Source organism: Candidatus Chloroploca sp. Khr17, assembly GCF_004138165.1.
GTDB lineage: Bacteria > Chloroflexota > Chloroflexia > Chloroflexales > Chloroflexaceae > Chloroploca.
Genome location: NZ_RYFF01000033.1, coordinates 44,383 through 61,872, shown reverse-complemented (window position 1 = coordinate 61,872; position 17,490 = coordinate 44,383). Strand labels below are relative to the sequence as shown.

At 57.0% G+C, this 17,490-nt stretch carries 11 protein-coding genes; 1 reads left to right on the top strand and 10 read right to left on the bottom strand.

What is annotated here, in order from left to right; translation table 11 throughout:
* Window positions 1-53: 53 nt before the first annotated feature.
* From EKD05_RS17715 to EKD05_RS17680, 8 genes are all read right to left on the bottom strand, one after another.
* Window positions 54-1,112, bottom strand: coding sequence for an ABC transporter ATP-binding protein (locus EKD05_RS17715; RefSeq protein ID WP_129675178.1), 1,059 nt, complete (start codon window positions 1,110-1,112; stop codon window positions 54-56).
* A gap of 15 nt (window positions 1,113-1,127) precedes the next feature.
* The gene (locus tag EKD05_RS17710; protein ID WP_129675174.1) at window positions 1,128-1,922 is read right to left on the bottom strand and encodes an ABC transporter permease; all 795 of its coding nucleotides are present in this window, start codon (window positions 1,920-1,922) and stop codon (window positions 1,128-1,130) included.
* The gene (locus EKD05_RS17705; RefSeq protein WP_129675171.1) at window positions 1,919-2,842 is read right to left on the bottom strand and encodes an ABC transporter permease subunit; all 924 of its coding nucleotides are present in this window, start codon (window positions 2,840-2,842) and stop codon (window positions 1,919-1,921) included. Before EKD05_RS17705 ends, EKD05_RS17710 begins: the two co-directional genes overlap by 4 nt.
* 105 nt (window positions 2,843-2,947) lie before the next feature.
* Complete coding sequence (locus tag EKD05_RS17700; protein ID WP_129675168.1) at window positions 2,948-4,129, bottom strand: ABC transporter substrate-binding protein; 1,182 nt, start codon at window positions 4,127-4,129, stop codon at window positions 2,948-2,950.
* 167 nt (window positions 4,130-4,296) lie between these two features.
* Window positions 4,297-5,226, bottom strand: coding sequence for a serine/threonine-protein kinase (locus EKD05_RS17695; protein ID WP_129675165.1), 930 nt, complete (start codon window positions 5,224-5,226; stop codon window positions 4,297-4,299).
* 29 nt (window positions 5,227-5,255) lie between these two features.
* Window positions 5,256-5,732 (bottom strand): PH domain-containing protein, encoded by a 477-nt coding sequence (locus tag EKD05_RS17690; protein ID WP_129675162.1) that lies wholly within the window; start codon window positions 5,730-5,732, stop codon window positions 5,256-5,258.
* A gap of 325 nt (window positions 5,733-6,057) precedes the next feature.
* Window positions 6,058-8,019 (bottom strand): DNA-binding response regulator, encoded by a 1,962-nt coding sequence (locus EKD05_RS17685; RefSeq protein ID WP_129675160.1) that lies wholly within the window; start codon window positions 8,017-8,019, stop codon window positions 6,058-6,060.
* 102 nt (window positions 8,020-8,121) lie between these two features.
* The gene (locus tag EKD05_RS17680; protein ID WP_165360788.1) at window positions 8,122-14,679 is read right to left on the bottom strand and encodes a GAF domain-containing protein; all 6,558 of its coding nucleotides are present in this window, start codon (window positions 14,677-14,679) and stop codon (window positions 8,122-8,124) included.
* Window positions 14,680-15,095: 416 nt separating this feature from the next.
* On the opposite strand from EKD05_RS17680, the gene EKD05_RS17675 reads away from it, so the two are divergent.
* Complete coding sequence (locus tag EKD05_RS17675; protein WP_129675154.1) at window positions 15,096-15,404, top strand: hypothetical protein; 309 nt, start codon at window positions 15,096-15,098, stop codon at window positions 15,402-15,404.
* A gap of 176 nt (window positions 15,405-15,580) precedes the next feature.
* On the opposite strand, the gene EKD05_RS17670 is transcribed toward EKD05_RS17675, so the two are convergent.
* Together EKD05_RS17670 and EKD05_RS17665 are read right to left on the bottom strand one after the other, a co-directional pair.
* Window positions 15,581-15,862: a hypothetical protein gene (locus EKD05_RS17670; RefSeq protein ID WP_129675151.1), complete on the bottom strand. Its 282-nt coding sequence runs from the start codon at window positions 15,860-15,862 to the stop codon at window positions 15,581-15,583.
* A gap of 240 nt (window positions 15,863-16,102) precedes the next feature.
* On the bottom strand, window positions 16,103-17,281 hold the full coding sequence (locus tag EKD05_RS17665) for a PD-(D/E)XK nuclease family protein (RefSeq protein ID WP_129675149.1): 1,179 nt from the start codon (window positions 17,279-17,281) through the stop codon (window positions 16,103-16,105).
* Between the last annotated feature and the right edge of the window lie 209 nt (window positions 17,282-17,490).

Below are 17,490 nucleotides of genomic sequence, written 5' to 3'. Positions count from 1 at the left end.
ATCACCGTCCTAAGCCAAGGCTAGCTTCGCTAGCCTTGGCTTAGGACATAAGCCTAATCAGACTTCTCCATCAGCCAGCAGGCATCCACGGGAAAATGGATTGCGAGCGTCTCACTGATGCACGGCAGTTTGAGCGTGTGTTCGTTGAAAACATCGAGCGAGAGCGGATGCTGCTCGATGCGTAGACCGATACGGACAATCGACCCCAGGTAGGTGACCGACTCTACCTCACCGCTGAGGGTATTGGCGGAGGGCTTTGCGCCAAGATTGATCTCTTCGGGGCGGACAGCGAGTTGCACTGGTCGCCCATTGAGCTTGCCAAAGCGCCCGGCGCGCAGGGTCTGGCGACCGAGGCTGACGAGCCCATCGTCGGGATTGAGCACCGTGACCGGCAGAAGATTGATATGTCCAACGAAACGAGCGACGAACTCGGTCGCTGGTGCATTATAGATTTCCGTTGGAGTACCGACCTGCTCAATCTTGCCCTTGCTCATCACCACAATGCGATCCGAAAGCGACAGCGCCTCCTCCTGATCGTGGGTCACATAGATGGTTGTAAGACCCAACTGCCGTTGAATACGGCGGATTTCCTGACGCAACTCGAGGCGAATCTTGGCATCAAGGGCCGAGAGCGGCTCATCGAGCAAGAGCAACTGAGGGCGAATCGCGAGCGCGCGGGCGAGGGCCACACGTTGTTGCTGACCGCCGGAAAGCTGGAAGGGATAGCGCTGAGCAAACTCTTCCATCTGGATGAGCGCGAGCATCTCGTGGACGCGCTGCATGATGTCGGCTTTGCTTTTGTTGGTGATTTTCAGGCCATAGCCTACATTGTGCGCGACCGTCATATTTGGAAAGAGCGCGTAGGACTGAAAGACCATGCCCACATTGCGTTTGTTGGGTGGGGTATTGGTCAGATCTTTGCCATCGATTGTGATCGTGCCTGCTGTCGGCAATTCAAAGCCAGCAATCATGCGCAAGGTCGTTGTTTTGCCACAGCCGCTTGGCCCGAGGAACGAGATAAACTCGCCCTGGGTCACCGCCAGATTAAAAGCTTCAACGACAACAGCAGCGCCAAACGCCTTGCGGATGTGGGTGAGTTCAAGATGGGACATTGCTTCTCCCGCGCCTTATCGTCCAGTCAACTGCCGAGTTGTCCCGCCTTGACTGACGAGTTGGAGCAACCCGAGGCTAAACCAAGTAAGGGCATAACTAATAATTGCCAATGCAGCTGGCTCGTAGGCTTTGGTCAAACCGAGCAGCGCCATATAGGGGGCGAGGGCCGGGCGTACCAGGAAACTGGCGAGAATAAGTTCACCCATCACCGTCGCAAACGAAATCAGCGCACCACTGAGGATCGCCACGCGCAGATTCGGCACAATCACATAGACCAGCACCTGGAACCAATTTGAGCCAAGGCTTTGGGCGGCTTCGGTGAGGGTTCGCACATCAAGGGCGCGCATGCCGACATCAATCGCCCGGAACATAAAAGGCATCGAAATCACCACATACCCGGCCACAATCAACATATCAGTGGTGAAGGCTTGGAGCGTCAATTGCAAGGGAGGGCGCGAAAACGTCCGAATCAACCCGAAGACATAGACGATGGTCGGAATGACAAAGGGCAAAATCGTGATGATCTCCATGATTGGACGGGCCTGGGGCACCTTCAGATACATCCAATAGACCGTTGGCACAAACAGGATAATGCTGACAACAATCGTGATCAGGGCCATAAGGGTCGAGTACCGAAACCCCTGCCAGAAGCGCGGATCGGCAAAAACGATCGCATAGGCCTTCAGACTGATCGTATCGCGTTCCATGCGCAACGAGAAATCGAGCGTTCCATACATCGGCAAGAGAAAATAGAGCGCCGCCAGCACGATCCAGAAGATCGCCCACCAGTTGATCGATTGTGCCTTCATACTTTCATCCACCGCGACGCTTGACGCTGCAACATGCTGTAGGCCACGATGGTGATGGCCATAACGACTACCATGCCCATCGCCATCGCATAGCCTTCGTGGGGATTGCCCAGGACGTCCCCACGGATCTGTTGACCGACAAAGATTGTGACCAGCGGAATGCTGCCGCCCGTCAACGCCTGAGCGGTCGCATAGGCACCAAAGGCATTGCCAAAGAGCAGAATGCTTGCCCCGAGGATCGAAGGGGTGAGTACTGGCAGCGCAATATCGCGCCAGTAGTGCCAGGTAGAGGCCCCGAGATTTGCCGCCGCTTCGCGCCATTCTTTGCGCATCCCTTCGAGCGCGGGCGTGATGGTCAGCACCATCAACGGGAACTGGAAATAGGTATAGGCCAACACGAGGCCGGTCAGGCTATAGAGACTGAACCCGTGGTCATAGGGATTAAAGGGGCAGATTTGCGTGCCATCGGGGCCAGCAAAGCAGACCTCTTTGAGCAGCGCCGTCACAAAACCAGTGCGTCCGAGGGTAGCGATAAACGCAAAGGCCAGTGGCACGCCACCAAAATTGGCTGCCAGCCCGGAAAAGGTCATAATCAGACTACGCATCCAGCGTGGGGGATGGCCAAGGGTCACTGCTGCCGCTACGAAAAACCCAAAGAGGCCGCCGATCACGGCGGTGAGCAAACTCACTTGGAGGCTCGTCATGTAGGCTTTGAGTACAAGAGGATTGCGAAAAACGTTAAGATTTTCGAGGGTAAAGAGGCCTTTATTGGTAACAAAAGCACCGGTAAACAGATTCAACGAAGGAATGATCAGAAACAAGAAAATGAAAAGGAAAAACGGCACGAGGCCGACCCAATTCCAGAGCGGGTGCTCGCGCCAGGCATTGTGACGATAGCGAGGTGGGGGGGAAGTGCTCATCAACGACTGTCCCTTTGCAACGTGGATCCACAGCGAAACACAGAAGGACACGGATGGACGAAAACCGTCCCATCCGTGTCTTCCGTGTTTGCTTACGAACACGATCTACTTGATATCGAGACCGACAACGCTATCCCACTGGGTCTTGATCAACTCACGGGCAGCGCTCAACTGGTCGGCATTGGGCACCACAGCGCTACTAATGATCGCGGGGTCGGGCAACTTCGCTTTGAGGTCATCGGGTACGACCCCACGTTCGACCATATCGGCAAGGCGTGCGGGGGCGCAGTAGCCCTGCATCCAGATCGTATGGCCTTCATCCGAGTAGAGAAACTCTTGCCAGAGGCGGGCCGCCGCTGGGTGGGGTGCATAGGCGCTGATCGCCTGGAGATAGAAACCGCCCCAGTTGACCGACGCCGGATAGATGATTTCGAGGGGTGGATTGCCGTTAAAGGACTCGGCATTGGCGAGGGCCAGGTAATTCCACTGGAACGTGATTGGTGTTTCGCCCTTGGCAATCGAGCCAGTATTCGCGATCAGGGGCAGCAGGTTGCCATTGGCATTCAACGCCTTGAAAAACTCCAGACCAGGCTCGATATTATCGAGCGAACCGCCATTGGCAAGCGCTGCGGCATAGACCGTCTGGGCGGCCTGGTTGGAGGCGCGAGGATCGCCAGCGAGCGCTACCTCGCCCTCATATTTCGGATCGAGCAAATCGGCCCAATCCTGGGGCACATCTTGAATCACATCCAGGTTGACCTCGAAGACCATGACGCCGTTGTAATCGGTGTAATAGTAGCCATCGGGGTCTTTGAGCCCATCAATGGTATCCCAGGTCATGACCTTATACGGTGAGAGCAGACCTTCATCCTTGGCGAGTGGGCCGAAAGCCGGGCCAACGTCAAGCACATCGGGGGCCTGGGGGCCTTTGTTTTCGCGATTATCGCGGACAGCCTGCAATTCATCAGCGGAACCGGCTTCGGGGTTGATTGAATTGACCTTGATGCCATACTTTTCGCTAAAAGTCGAGATCATGGTGCCATAATTGCACCAATCATCAGGCAAGGCGATCACATTCAATTCGCCTTCGGCCTGGGCGGCCGCAATCAGAGCTTCCATCCCACCACCTTCAGCCGCTGAAGTGATAGTGTTCCAGTCAATCGCAGCAGGGGCGGCAGGAGCGGTAGGGGCGGCAGGGGCAGCGGGAGTTTGTGTACCACAGGCGACCAGCATAATGGCAGCAATCAGTAGCAACGCCAGGCCTTGGGCGAAACGGGCGGCTTTCATACGCTCTCCTTAACTTGGATGCAGGTGAGATCCCTCACCTTGCAATTGTAGTGAGCTTGTAGATCAGATGTGTTAAGGAGATGTATTTCTTTGATTAAGTCTTGATTAACCTTCGGCTGGCGAACGATGGTGCCATCGTTCGCCAGCCGAAGCATGCCTACGCGTTACTACGCCAGCACTCCTCCCAGGGCTAGTCCTCCGATCACCAGGATGGCAAGCAGCGTGATGATGCAGAGGCCGATGATAAGGGCTTGTTGAGCGCGTTGCCGCCGAGCGGTGTGCAGATTGACGGCTGGCAGGGTTGGCACTGGTTGCGCACGGTGGCGACGGGTGCGTTGGGCGATAGCGACCGCCCGGCGGAGATCGGCGAGCCCTACCCGGCGTCTGGCTTGCAATGGTTCCTGGGCCTGGGCCAGGACGACCTGCACGACCTCGGGCAGATTCAGGTGGGCAAAGAGATCGGTTAGCACCAGGCTCAAGGCATAGATGTCACTCGATTGGTCGAGAGGCAACCCGGCGTACTGTTCGGGGGCGGCATAGCCGGGTGTGCCGATGCCGCGCAACTCGGGTGGGTCGCTGGCACATGGGCGGGCGAGGCCCATATCGAGCAAGATCACGCTGCCATCAGCCTGGACCATCACATTGCCGGGATGGAGGTCGCCGTAGACCAGATTGGCCTGATGGACGAAGCTGAGCGCCTGGATCAGCGACGCGGCGATGGTGAGGGCCCGGGCTTCGGTGAGCGCTGTACCCTCAAGGATAGCGTCAAGCGTCTGGCCTTCGATATAGGTTTGCACCATATACCAGTTCGACTGTTCACGGTTGACGGTGACGAGCCTGGGAAAAGGCCCGTCAAGCTGGGCGAGCGTTGCCGCCTCGCGGAGGAAAGCGAGCAACGCATCATCGGGGGCCAAGCCTCGCGCGGTGGGCGCGAGGCTTTTGACGACACAGACGGTACCAGTGTGACAATCGTAGGCGCGAAAAACGTGACTCATTGCTGTCCGTGCGAGTTGCGCCTGAAGGATAAAGCGTCCGCCAATCATCAGATCAAGGGGGCGTTCGTTGGTATAGAAGCCGGTTTTGCGTGCTTGTTCCACAGCTCTACCCCCTTTCTGTTGTCTTGAGGTCACGTAATCATCAGGACCCGTCGTTGGGTTTGCGTTGACATCATCGCGGACTGGCGTGACATAATCAGCGTACGCAGCCGGGTAAAGTCCGCGAGTTGATGCATGGTCAGCGGGCTTGCGCCTGCCCCGACGCGGATCGTGCCATAATCGAGCATCCGCCCCATAAGCTGTTGGTGATAATCGGGCGTACACGTCCAGAGCGGCAGGCTATAGGTGCGCACGGCCAGCACCCCATAGCGCAAGATCAGCAGGTCACCCTGGATGCAGACCGCTTCGGTGCGATAGCGGAGCAAGGCGAGCAGCGCCAGGGCCAGCGGGATCAGGGCTACCATTGCGAAGGCGACCTGTTTGACCACGACGGCCAGGCTCACGATGATGACGGCACACGAGACATAGATCATCATCGTGAGGGCAATCCAGGGCAGGTAGCGACGAAACACGTAGGTGACACTCGGGTGACGGTTATGACTTGGCATCGCGTACCCCTTTCTGCTCTTCCCGATACTTCACGGCCATGCGAACCTGACTCTCGTTGCCACGATGCTTTTGAAGGCTATCTGTGGCTTAGTCTAAGCATACCGTATAGGGATAAAGATACCCTCGTAAGCTGCTACGATTTACCATCGTAATGCTCACAAGGGCAGAGATTTTCTCACGCAAAAACTCACAAGACGCTCTCAGGTGGCACGCAGGGGGGAGGGCCGCCGCCAGGGGAGGGCCGCCGCCAGGGGTGCCCGTACAGGGCCGGGGCCGGGGCCGGTGTAGGGGCACCCCTGGCGGGTGCCCTGGCGGGGTGCTGGCCTAGAGTTTGAGGCGATAGCCGCTTGAGCGGACGGTTTCGAGGTAGATGGGGCGTTGGAAATCGGGTTCGATCAGTTGACGTAGGCGCGAGATGAGATTCTGGAGGGTACTTTCGTTGCGTTGCACATCAGCTGAGGTTTTAATATCTGGCATCTCGAGGGCTTCACGCAGCAACTCTTTTTTGGTGCAGACCTCGTTACGGTGTTCGTAGAGGTAGGTAAAGAGGCGCAAAAGTTGTGGGGTAAGGGTGACTTCGCGGCCATGGATGGTCACGCTGCGCTGGTTTTGATCAACAGTAACATGTTCTTGTTCACGGGTCAGGTCGTCATAGATGAGGGCGGCACAGAGCAGACTATGCACTAGTTTGATCAGAACGCCGGGATCTTCCTGATTTTCGACGGGGGTAGCAAGGAGATGGCGCAGTGCGGCGAAGAGGATGCTAGCGTGATAGGCTTTCAAGTCACGGATAGGGCTGTGGGTTCCGGCGAGGTAGCGCACGCGGGTAATTGCACGCATCAATTTTTGTACCTCGGGGTCGAGCCCGGTCATATCGGGAGGTGTGGTGAGATTAGGCAGCGCGAGCAGCGCGGTTTCGCATTTGAGCCGGGTGCTGAGACTGACGGCGGACGAGAGTTGGAGGCGCAGACTATGTTCAAGCAAGGCATAATCGGCGCAGAGGGGACCGCGCGTCGCGTGCGCAAATTCAATCAGGGTACACCCTTTGCGTTCGGGGTCAACCAGCACCGTTTCGAGGTCAACGGCCCCATTCACGGTGCCGACCAGTTGCTCGCCACCCGAGAGCAGGTACTCGACGCGCAGGGCATTGGTTGGCAGGGCCAGGCGGCGCACGGCGGGCTCGGCATCGGGCAGATGAAACTCGATCGCCTGACCGACCAGATTGATGCGGAAGGCCCCCAGGCGCAGGGTTGCCTGGGCGAGGGTTGTCATGCACTGTTGCAACTGGCGTTCTGCCGAAATTGGGCTGTCGGTGTGCAGCCACGAGCGAAAGAAAGCGGCTGCTTCTTTGGGATTGGTCACAATGGGCGCACGCGCAGACCAGGGTTGGACGACATGGCGCAGCAGGTCGTCGAGCATCTCGGTCATACTTGCGGCGTCGGCGGTGTGGTAGAACTCACGGAGCGATACGCTCGACGCGAGGCGCAGCCCGTGGAGTAGGTACGCATAGGCGGTGTATCCGGGGATGCGGGCAGTGAATTCTTTATTCAAGACGCGGGCATCGCCATCTTTGGGGGCATAGTGCTGGCGTTGTTGTTCATAGCCTTCCACATCCGCTTCGCTTCCATAGACCACCAGGTAGTGTCCAGGGCCGCGTTCAGGATGATTGCCGCGCACTTCAAGGGCGACGCGCCTTGGCGTTGCACTGACGACCCGTTCGATGGTAATCTCTTCGTGCTTGCGGAAGAGCAGGCGCAATAACTCATCAATCTTTTGCGCCTCGACCATGGGATCGTCTGACGTAGGGACAATCAACTCGGTCAGGCGGGCGAGGGACAGGCGTTGCCAGACCGGGAAGCGTTCGCTAAAGCGGATCTTCAATTGCCAGTTAATCGGGGCATGTTTCGCCAGGGCATCCTGGATGCGCCTGAGCAGATGCTCGAACCCATCTTGTTTGAGCACATAATCAACAATGAACCCATTCTGGCCGGCAGCGGGGAGCGTACGGTAGAGCGTATCAAAGGAGGGGAACTTGGTAATAATGATTTTGGGGATGGCGCTATCAAGCGTTTGCGCCAGATCGAGCCCCCCGTCCGAGGGATCGCCATCCCCGGTCAGGCAGAGATCAAGCAACACCAAATGAATGCGGTTTGTCTGAACAATCTGCCGCGCCTCATCGGGATGCGTCGCGGTATAGACGTGAAAGCCGTGCAGGGCAAGCAACTCACCGATGGTCTTGACCGTTTCTGGCACATCATCCACAAGCAGAAGGTTGTAGTTTGACATTACCGTTCCCCTGTCAGGATGCAGTGCCCATCGTAGCGCTTCATACCATTGTAGATTGCTGATTTTAGATTGCTGATTGTAGGCAAAAGCTCATGGCAGGGGTTAGGTACCCTCTTCGATGGGCAATTCAAGCATCATCGTGGTTCCCTCGGGCCCGGTCTTGACGAGATCAACCCGTCCTCCATAGGCCTCAATAATCGCCCGTACCATCATCAACCCGGTTCCGCCGACTTTTCCTCCTTCGGGACGCAAGACCTGCTCTTTGAAGATGAGCGGCTGGATGGCTGGTGGGATGCCGGGGCCACTGTCTTCGACTGTCAACTGGACATGCCGATCGATGCGCTGGGTCGCTAGGCGTAGATGGCGCGTGGAGGCCTCACGCATCGCGTGAATAGCATTACGGATCAGCATTTCGATCGCAATGCGCAAGAGTTCCTGATTCACTTGCACACTTACTTGGGCATGCAGATCAAGTTGTGGTGAAGCAATGGTTGCGGTGTACCGTTCAAGAATCCAGAGCTTGGTGACACAGCGACGGACAAAATCATCAAGCGGGGTTGTTTGCACGCCTTCGTCGGCTTTGAGGGCCGGGGTCAGTGAGCGATCAAGGATCCGGCGGGCATTGATATCAATTTCACCGAGACGCACCTTAATCCACTGCTCGAACGACTGGTCTGCGGGGGGCCGCATTGCGGCCATCAGCACCTGGTTGCGGATATTCTGGGCATAATCTTCAATTTCGTGGCGCCAGACATTGACCATTGTCCGCATCCATTCAAGGCTGGTGCGCCCGCCGACGATGCCTCGCATCGAAGAGAGGGCCTCGATATGGTCGGCGTTGTGCAGCGCTGACGCAATCTGCCCGGCGATAATGCCGAGCAATTGTTCATCATCGTGGGCAAAGGCGGCCCGCCGCGGGCTTTGCACATCAAGCACGCCCAGCATATCTTCTTGCTCGTTGCCCCATGTAATAGGTACACAGAGCTCTGAGACCGTGCGGAAGGGCTTGTCAGGTACGAGGTCGAGATAGCCTGGTTCACCTTCAAGTTGATGGACGTCGGGGCAGTTGACGACACGGCGGTGCGCGGCCACATACCCACAGATACCTTCGCCAAAGGCTTGGGTGATCTGTCCCCCGTGGCTGTGGGGGGAACTCCAGCTTGGTTTGAAGGTCAGCACTGGGCGTTCATGATTGTGGCGAGCGGCCAGGCGAACGGAAACCAGACACCCGCGGAAGATATCGGTTGCGAGGCGATGGCAGAGCTGGTGGAGGAAGAGGTCAATCGGCTGGTTCATCGCGACCCGACGGCCCATCTCTTGTACCAATTCGAGACACGCATAGAGGCGATTGTGTTGCAAGGCAGTGGCGGCATAATCGGCCAGCAACTGCAACGCGTGCTCATCTTCCTCATCGAAGGCGGCCTCACTGGGATGTTCGAGGTTGATCACCCCGAAGACCTGGTTGCCCAATTTGATTGGCACAGCCAATTCTGAGGTCACGGCGGGATCGTAGCGCAGATAATCGGCATCATACTGAACATGATCAATGCGAATCACCTCTTTGCGTTGCACGGCGCGTCCCGTGATCCCAATGTGCGGCCCAGCCAGATCAATCTTGCCAACCTGATGGTGCAGTTGCTCCAGATAGCTTCCGGGATGGGCCGCAGTAAACCGTAGATAATTGCCTTCGACCATCGCCAGGTGGCTGAAACTCCGGTCACGGACTTCGGGCGAGATCAGCAAGAGCGATTGTTCGGCGATACAGTCGAGCGTCAGTTGCAGCGAGGCCGGGTTGGGTGTGGTGTGGACAAGCGAGTCAGCGACGGCATGGCCAGCCTGGCGCAGAGCTTCAAAGGTTGAGCGTTGGCGCTCACGTTCACGATAACACTGATCACTTCGGATCGCAATAGCTGCTTGGTTGGCGAGCAGGGTCAGATGCTCCAGCTCTTCGGCGCTAAACGGGTGTGGCTTGCGGTAACTCACAAAGAGCGCCCCGACGCGCATGGTGCCACAGATCAGCGGAGTTGCCATCGTCGCGACAATCTCTTCGCGGCGCACAAAATGGGAGATACTAAAGCGGGGGTCGCTGCTGACGTCTTCAACCATCACGACGCCATCGTGGTGGATCACCTGCGCCACGAGTGACTCGCGCAGCACGCGTACTTTCTGATCCACACTGCGCGGATCGAGCACCCCGCTTGCCACCGGTGGATACGTCAGGTGGCGTTGGTCGGCGTCGCAGACATAGATAACGGCCGTATCAGCATTGAGCAACGCCCTGACGCCCTCGACGATCGCGGAGAGACCCTCGGCTGGATATTCCAGCATACTGGCACTGCTCACGAGGCGCATCGTCTCTTGGGCGGTCTTGAGGCGGCGCTCGGCAAGCATGAACTGATCAAAGAGGGTAGCTTTGCTGAGCACCATAGCGGCCAGATTGGCAAAGAGGCTGGCGGTATTACGATCTTCAGTGGCGAAGCGTTGCGGGCGTTTATAGATGACGGCCAGGATGCCGAGCACAGCGCCTTGATGTTGGAGGGCGACGAGTTGCAGTGCGCGTGCACTGGTTTGCGCAAGCAACAAGGCCATTGGTTGATCCGGAGCGATGCTTGCCAGAGGGCCGCGGAGATCCGATTCGGTGTACCATCCTCGACTAACGGCCTGGTCTAACAGGCGATCGCTGGTCGCGGGTTGCAACTTGAGGCGATGCCAATCATCGCGGGCCAGTTGGTAGCCAGCCGAGCGAGCCGGTTCGATCTGCCCGTTGGCGGCATTGTAGGCCCAGACGATCGCTGCGGTACCCCGCAGGAGCAAGCACCCGTGGCGGGCAATTTGCTCGAGCACATCATGCCAACTTGTGGCCCGACCGATGTCTTCGCCGGCATGACGAATCTGCTCAAGCACCCTGACTTGCACGGCGTGCTGATAGGTGGGCGCCACCTGATTGAGATAGAGGCGCACCGCTTCAAGCTCGGCGGGCATGTTTGGGTGCGCCTCACGCCAATGGATCCAGAGCACCCCCAGGTGCCGTTCGCCCGTGATGAAGGGGAGACAGGCGGCGGCACCGACGTTGCGTTTGAAGATAACACTTTGCAGGCGATCTTGATACTGGCTGGTTGGATCAAAGATTTGTGGCTCGCCACTTTGCAGCACTGCCATCGAGATCCCGTGGGGCCGTACGATCGCCTGGGCTTCAAAGATGCCGTCGCGGGTAGAGATAGCACGCGTCACTTCACCCCGATCATTGATCAGGATAATGCTCACCCATAGCGCCTCAACGGCCGCACCGATCTGATGCACAGCTGTATTCAGCACCTGTTCTGGTTCTGGCGTCTCCCCGCCTTCGGCAGTGAATTGCTGGTTGTCGGCCAGCAGTGTATGGAGGTAGTGCTGCGTTGCTTCATACTGGCTGACCAGATGCTGATTTTTGAGCGCGACCGCGAGGGTGTGCGCAAAGGTCAGCAAAGCCTCACGATCATCTTTGGTAATGGTCGCCTGGGTGAAAGCGTTATCAACGATGACCATGCCCTGGATCTTCTCACCGACAAAGAGCGGGGCAATGGCAGTCGGGCCACGAGGCGTCAGCACGTCGAGCAGGAGCGGCGGCAAGCACTGATCGAGTTCGCTGCCATGCAGTGTGAGCGTGCCTGGTTGGCGCAGTAACTTATACAATAGGTCGGGCTCGTCCTGCGTCAGCGGGATACGTAGCGCCTTGATCCGCTCATAGAGCGGGGTCGGGGGCAAGTCATGCTTGCTCAGGTGTTCCAGATAGGTCTGGAAGGTCGTCATCCCATCCTGTTCAAGGGTCGCCCAATCCTCGTTGGCCTGTTCAAGACTCATATGGCCGATGCCCATGTGGCCGATCAGATAATCCTGGCGTTCATTGAGTAGAAAAACGATCCCACGATTGAAGCGCAGCCCATAGCCGGCGGTAATCGCCGTCAAAAAGGCATGCACCATCAAATCTTTGCTGGTCGTCTCCTGGCAGAAACGACTCAACTGGCCGAGCAGGGCCATCCGCAAGACGACGCGCTGTTCGCGGCCCGACAACTGAGCGGTTTGCAAGACCGCGGCAGCCTGCCAGACAAAGCGGTTTAACACGGTCAAATCAATCTCACGCCGTGCGGTATCGCGGCGCACGCCACCGACCAGCACCACGCCAACCAGTTCACCCCCGCATTCGATCGGCGCGGCATACGCGTTGTGCCAGCGATAGAGTGCCAGGGGATCCGCCGGATCGTCAGCCACGGAAAAACCGACCAGTGACGAGCAGGTCTGAACCACCGGCCCGACCAGGCCGATGCTGGCCTGATGGACATAGCCGAGCAGGGCTTCGGGCAAGCCATAGACATGCGCGATTTCAACTTCACCAAGGTGGGGCCGCACCAGATAAAAGACACCCATCGTCTGGCGCAACATATCAACGGCTAGCCGCAGGATCTCATTGCGTAATTGACTGGTATCGTGATCGGCCCGCAGCGTGCGTACGGCGCGTTCCATCTGGTCGAGGCGATTTTGATAGTATTCGTTCAATTCTTGCTGGCGCATACGGTCAATCAGCGGGGCTGTATGCGTGGCAAGATCCTCGATCAAGGCGCAGTCCTCTTCGACAAAATCTGACCTGGTCGTTGCGACGCCGCGCCCGAGTTCAAGGAGGCCCACCAGGCGATCACGGTGGCGCAAGGGCATCAGCACGACACTGCGCACGCTCGAGGGCAACCCTGTTTGCAGGCCCCATGCCTGAGGCTGATTGATCACTGTGGATCCTGTCTGCTGCATAGCACTCGCCAGTTCAGGCCATGCGCTGATCACCATCGTCTTGCCGAGACCGGGATGCCAGGCGAGGCCCGACACGGCTTGACTGGACTGAAGCACCAGTTGTTCGGCGGTGTCGGCAAGATAGATTCGGCAGCAAGTCAGGCTCAGGCGTTTCACAAGTTCGTCGCCGAGGCTGCGCAACGCTTCAGGTAACCCATCGGCAAGCGTCAGCATTTTACTGGCCTGGGCGAGCAACGCGTGGTGGGTCTGCGCTACGGGCAAGTGGGGCAGTGCTTCGAAGGTGAGGACGATACCGTCCTGGTCTTCCCCTGGCAGGTAGCACTGGCGAGCGCGCAACTTGACGAGCAGCACCTGGTGGTGGGCGGTAGCCAGGCCGACCTCTTCGACGAGGCACGCCTTGGGGTTGCTGATGAGCGCGCCGAGCAACCTGGGCAGCGCTTGTGGCTCGACCATGAGGGAACCGAGCGTCTGTTCAGGGAGCATTGCGGCAGGGTACCCCAGCAACGTAGCGGCACATGGTGAGGCTGCAACCACCTTCCCGGTATGATCCGTCAACAGCATGGCCCCGGGCGCCTGGGCGATGAGCGACGGCCAGCCAGGGTCGGGCGTAGCTTGGGGAGGGGGGGCAGTCGGGCGGATAAGCGTCGTGCGGACATTGGCAAAGAGTTGGTTGATCCGCCGCGTGAGTTGGGGATCGTCGTCGCGTTGTTTGGGCAGGGGAAACGGCGGTTCGGGAAGCGGCGGCGGTGTCGCAAGTTGATTGGCGATGGACTGCACCTGCTCGTCAAGGTTCGGGCCACGCATCGTCTGCACAAGCGTTTCGAGACCGGTGAGCACGCGTTCGAGCTGCGCCGCCGCTACCTCGCGGGTATGATGCAAAAGCGCATTGCCGAGGGCAAGGGCGGCATAATCGGCAAACACGCGCAACAGACTAGCATCCTGGGTTGTAAAGACGCGCCCACGTTCGGCATCAACAAAGAGCACCCCAACGGGCTGCATCTGCCAGCGAATTGGCACCGCAATCACCGCCTCGAAGGGGCTCACATCGTGATAAGTGCTGACCCGTTCGGCCCAATTCGCATAATCAGAGACGATGAGAAAGGGAAGTTCCTGGGCCACCAGCATGCCTACGATGCCCTCGTGTTGCGCCACGTGGAGCGCAAGGGGATGATCAACATGCCCATAGACACTGCCGAGCAAGAACGCCTGCTGGCGCGCATCATAGACATAGATGCCGCCACCGTGGGCGTGCAACTGTTGGGCCGCCTGCATCAAAATCAGATCGAGCAACTGCCGCTGATCATACTCAGCGGTGAGCGTATTGGCCATCGTCCGCAGCATCACGACCTGTTTTTCGTGCTCCTGCGCTTCACGCACCAGCCGGGCCTTGGCGAGGGCCGTCGCAATGTTGGCTGCAAAGATGCGGCATAACTCAATATCCTCTTCGGTAAAGGTATACGGATGCTCGATCGCATCGAGACTAAACGAGCCAATCACGCGGCCCTCGCTGACCACAGGCACGACAAGGATGGCACGAATCGCAAAGCTCGCAAAGGTCTGCGCTACCGGGCCAAGTTCAGCGGCGGGTGTTTCGGGAACGGCATTGAGCAAGATCGGCTCTTGCTGATAGATGAGGCGTTCTTCGGCAGGAATGCCACGAACCGGAATCCGCGTTCCGAGCGTCCCCAGATCAGGGAATTCAGCCACGACCTTGCCACTATCACCGTCTTTATCAAAAAGCACGAGCCCGCTATGATCAATATCGAAGAGTTGCACGGCAACCTGACAGATCTGCAACAAGACCTGATCGAGATTCGTAGTCTTATTGATTTCTGATGCTGCGGCTTCGATACTAATAAGCACATGCTCTGACCGCTTCATAGGCACCCCATTCCCTGCGCATGAAAACATCTCTCGTAGCATAGCAGATATGCTACGCTGCTTCCTCGTAATTTGCTCTCAATTTGGGGTTGCATGTTCGCAAACGGGGCTTGGTTGGCCGGATTTGGCGCAAAGGCGCCAAGGCGCAAAGGGTGTTGCGACCGCATGATTTGACGCAAAGGCGCCAAGGCGCAAAGGGTGTTGCGACCGCATCTGGACGCCAAGTATGCGACGGATAGTGGTGCCAGAGGTAGAGAAGAAAACTTCGGTGACAGACTACTTACGCGTGGGCTGACGTCGAGCGATGAAGATGCTGTGTGCCAGGATGGTATGCACGACCTGGTGAGAATATGAACGCATATATGCATGCGATCGACCCCAGTAGTGACTGAGACGGGGTGGAAGGGAAGTTTGCTATGAGCACTGCAGTACTCGTGACCCGTGACGCCGATAATCATCTTACGGCTCGTGCTCTGGCACTCTCGGATGTGGTTGCCACCGGTGCGAGCGAGGCCGAGGCTCTTACTGCTCTGCACGCGGCCCTCGCCGATTTGCAGGCCCGTAGCCATATTGTCCAGGTCGATCTTCCCGTCCTGGCGGCACCGGTGGATGATTCCTGGCTACGGGCGGGCGGGATCTGGGCGGATGATCTCTCGTGGGAGGCGTTTCAGGAGGCGATCAGCACGTACTGCATGGCGGTTGATGCCGAGTTTCCGACACCATGAGCAGACTGTACGTGCTGGACACCGATCATCTTTCGCTCAGCGTTAGGTGCGCCGCTGGCAGGTTCGTAGATCGACACTGATGTCAGCGCGCGATGATATACATTGTAGAAACTGCCGACGGTCGGGCTGCGCCAGCGGCGCGACCTGCACGCGATGTTGGGCGGCGGGATTGCAAACTAATACGACAGCTTTGTGTAATCCTTAATGAGGTAGCTGCGCTTTGCTGGAACCTCTCGGATAGTCTTCATGGCAGCTATTTCTTTTACATACCGCCCTATCCAAGAGTTTACAACTTTATTCCCTAATGTACCGTTAAGTTCCTTATAATTCTGTAGCCATTCAGTGTTTGCCTCTATAGCCAAAAACACTTCTTCGATGATATCCTCAGAATATGGTGAATTCATCGTTTGAAGTACGCGCTTTGTCAGATCGTATACGCCTTGCGTCTTGCGCTTCATCACTTTCCCCTTCCTCATTGTACACTGATATAGGATGTGGATATACCGTGCCTGATGGGATGCGGTGTGATAGTGTCCCGATGGCATCTATCGTACATCCAAAGATCTGTCCCTGCTCGTCATAGAGGACTTCACGAATGATATAGTCCCCATCATCCTCGCGAAACACGCGATACTCCCAGGTTATCATAGATCCTCCGGTCGCCCGCGAAAAAAGAAGCGATTGCCGCAAACGGGCCATTATGGAATGGCTTCGATCTGCTGGCAGAGTATCGTTTCATTTGCCCGTATCAGGTGTGCGTAGGCGACAATGATATCCACCAAATGTTGTGGTGCAATGCTTTCGATACGCTTCCAGCGGTACAGGAACTGTCCACTATATTGGTTGAATGCATGTTTCTTCGGACGTTCTTCTGACCCAGAGGGTAGCAATCCAAAGTTGAACCACACCTGATTCCCATCTTTGGGTTGGCGTAACGCTGCCGCGATCTTGGGCGCGCGGATGCGATCACCAACCTCAACCACGAGTCGGAAATCAGCCCCTTGGATTTGTATCCCCAAGATCACTGGTGTGCCAAAGCGATCTTTATTCATTAAGCAGTATTTGAAGTCAAAGAGACCGGTACCGCGAGTCATACCATGGTCGACGAATACCTGTCCTACTTGTCCGCGCCAGAAATTCTGGTTGTCGGTTCGGAAGCCATCAGTCCGAAGCACCGCAGTAATCTGTTGGGCCAGCTGCGCATAGCGCATTTTATCGATAACGTCGTGGAGACGGATGGATCTGAGCCGCTGGATGTCTTGCTGTCCGCCAAAAAAATTACTATTGTCGTCATCCCAATTGATGATAAAGCGGGTTTGGAGTGCATCAAGCTGCGTGATGAAATCGGTATAATCGCGGAGTAGTTGCCCATGATAGCTGTTAACCGCAGTAATGTCAGGCAGCAGATCGCGGAGTTTACTCGCTAGTTCGCGGTACGTGAGAGAGTGCCACACCACACCGTCAGATATAGGGATGGTAGTTTCGTGAAGCGGCAAGAAGGTAGGGCGTGTAAGACTCAGCAGCAGAAAGCTAGTTTGCGCTTTATTCTGGATCTTGGCTGTGTACTCTTGCAATTGCGCTAGCGTAGGCAAACTTTTGACTTTATTCTCGATGATTAGTGCCTCGCCGCCTGAATATTCAAGCCACAAATCGATTTTGTTTCGTTCACGGTCGACCTTCAGATGCTCATAGGTTAGTGGCGGCTGTTTGAGAAAGCGTGCGAAGAGGTGACCGGCGGCGTTCGGATAGGTTTCACACAACCAAGCCAGAAAGTTACTATGAAACAACTCTTTGGATGCGAGCGAGAGTTGAAAAAGCGGGGAGTCCTTTAAGGCGCGAAGGATTGGGTCAAGGGGTATCGTTGGCGTTGAGGTCATGAACGTATATCCTTGCTATCGCACAAAAACGAATGAGCGTATGAGTTCAATTGTAGCATAAACTTGGGTTCGCTTCATAGAGCCGCAAGGCCGCCTACTAGGGCGATTGCATCTTCCGTTCGTGGGGCCGCTCTGCTCGCGGATCGCGCTCATCCGTCCAGACCGTCGGCGTAAACGCCTCGGCTACGCTGGGCAAAGTCGGCCTTCGC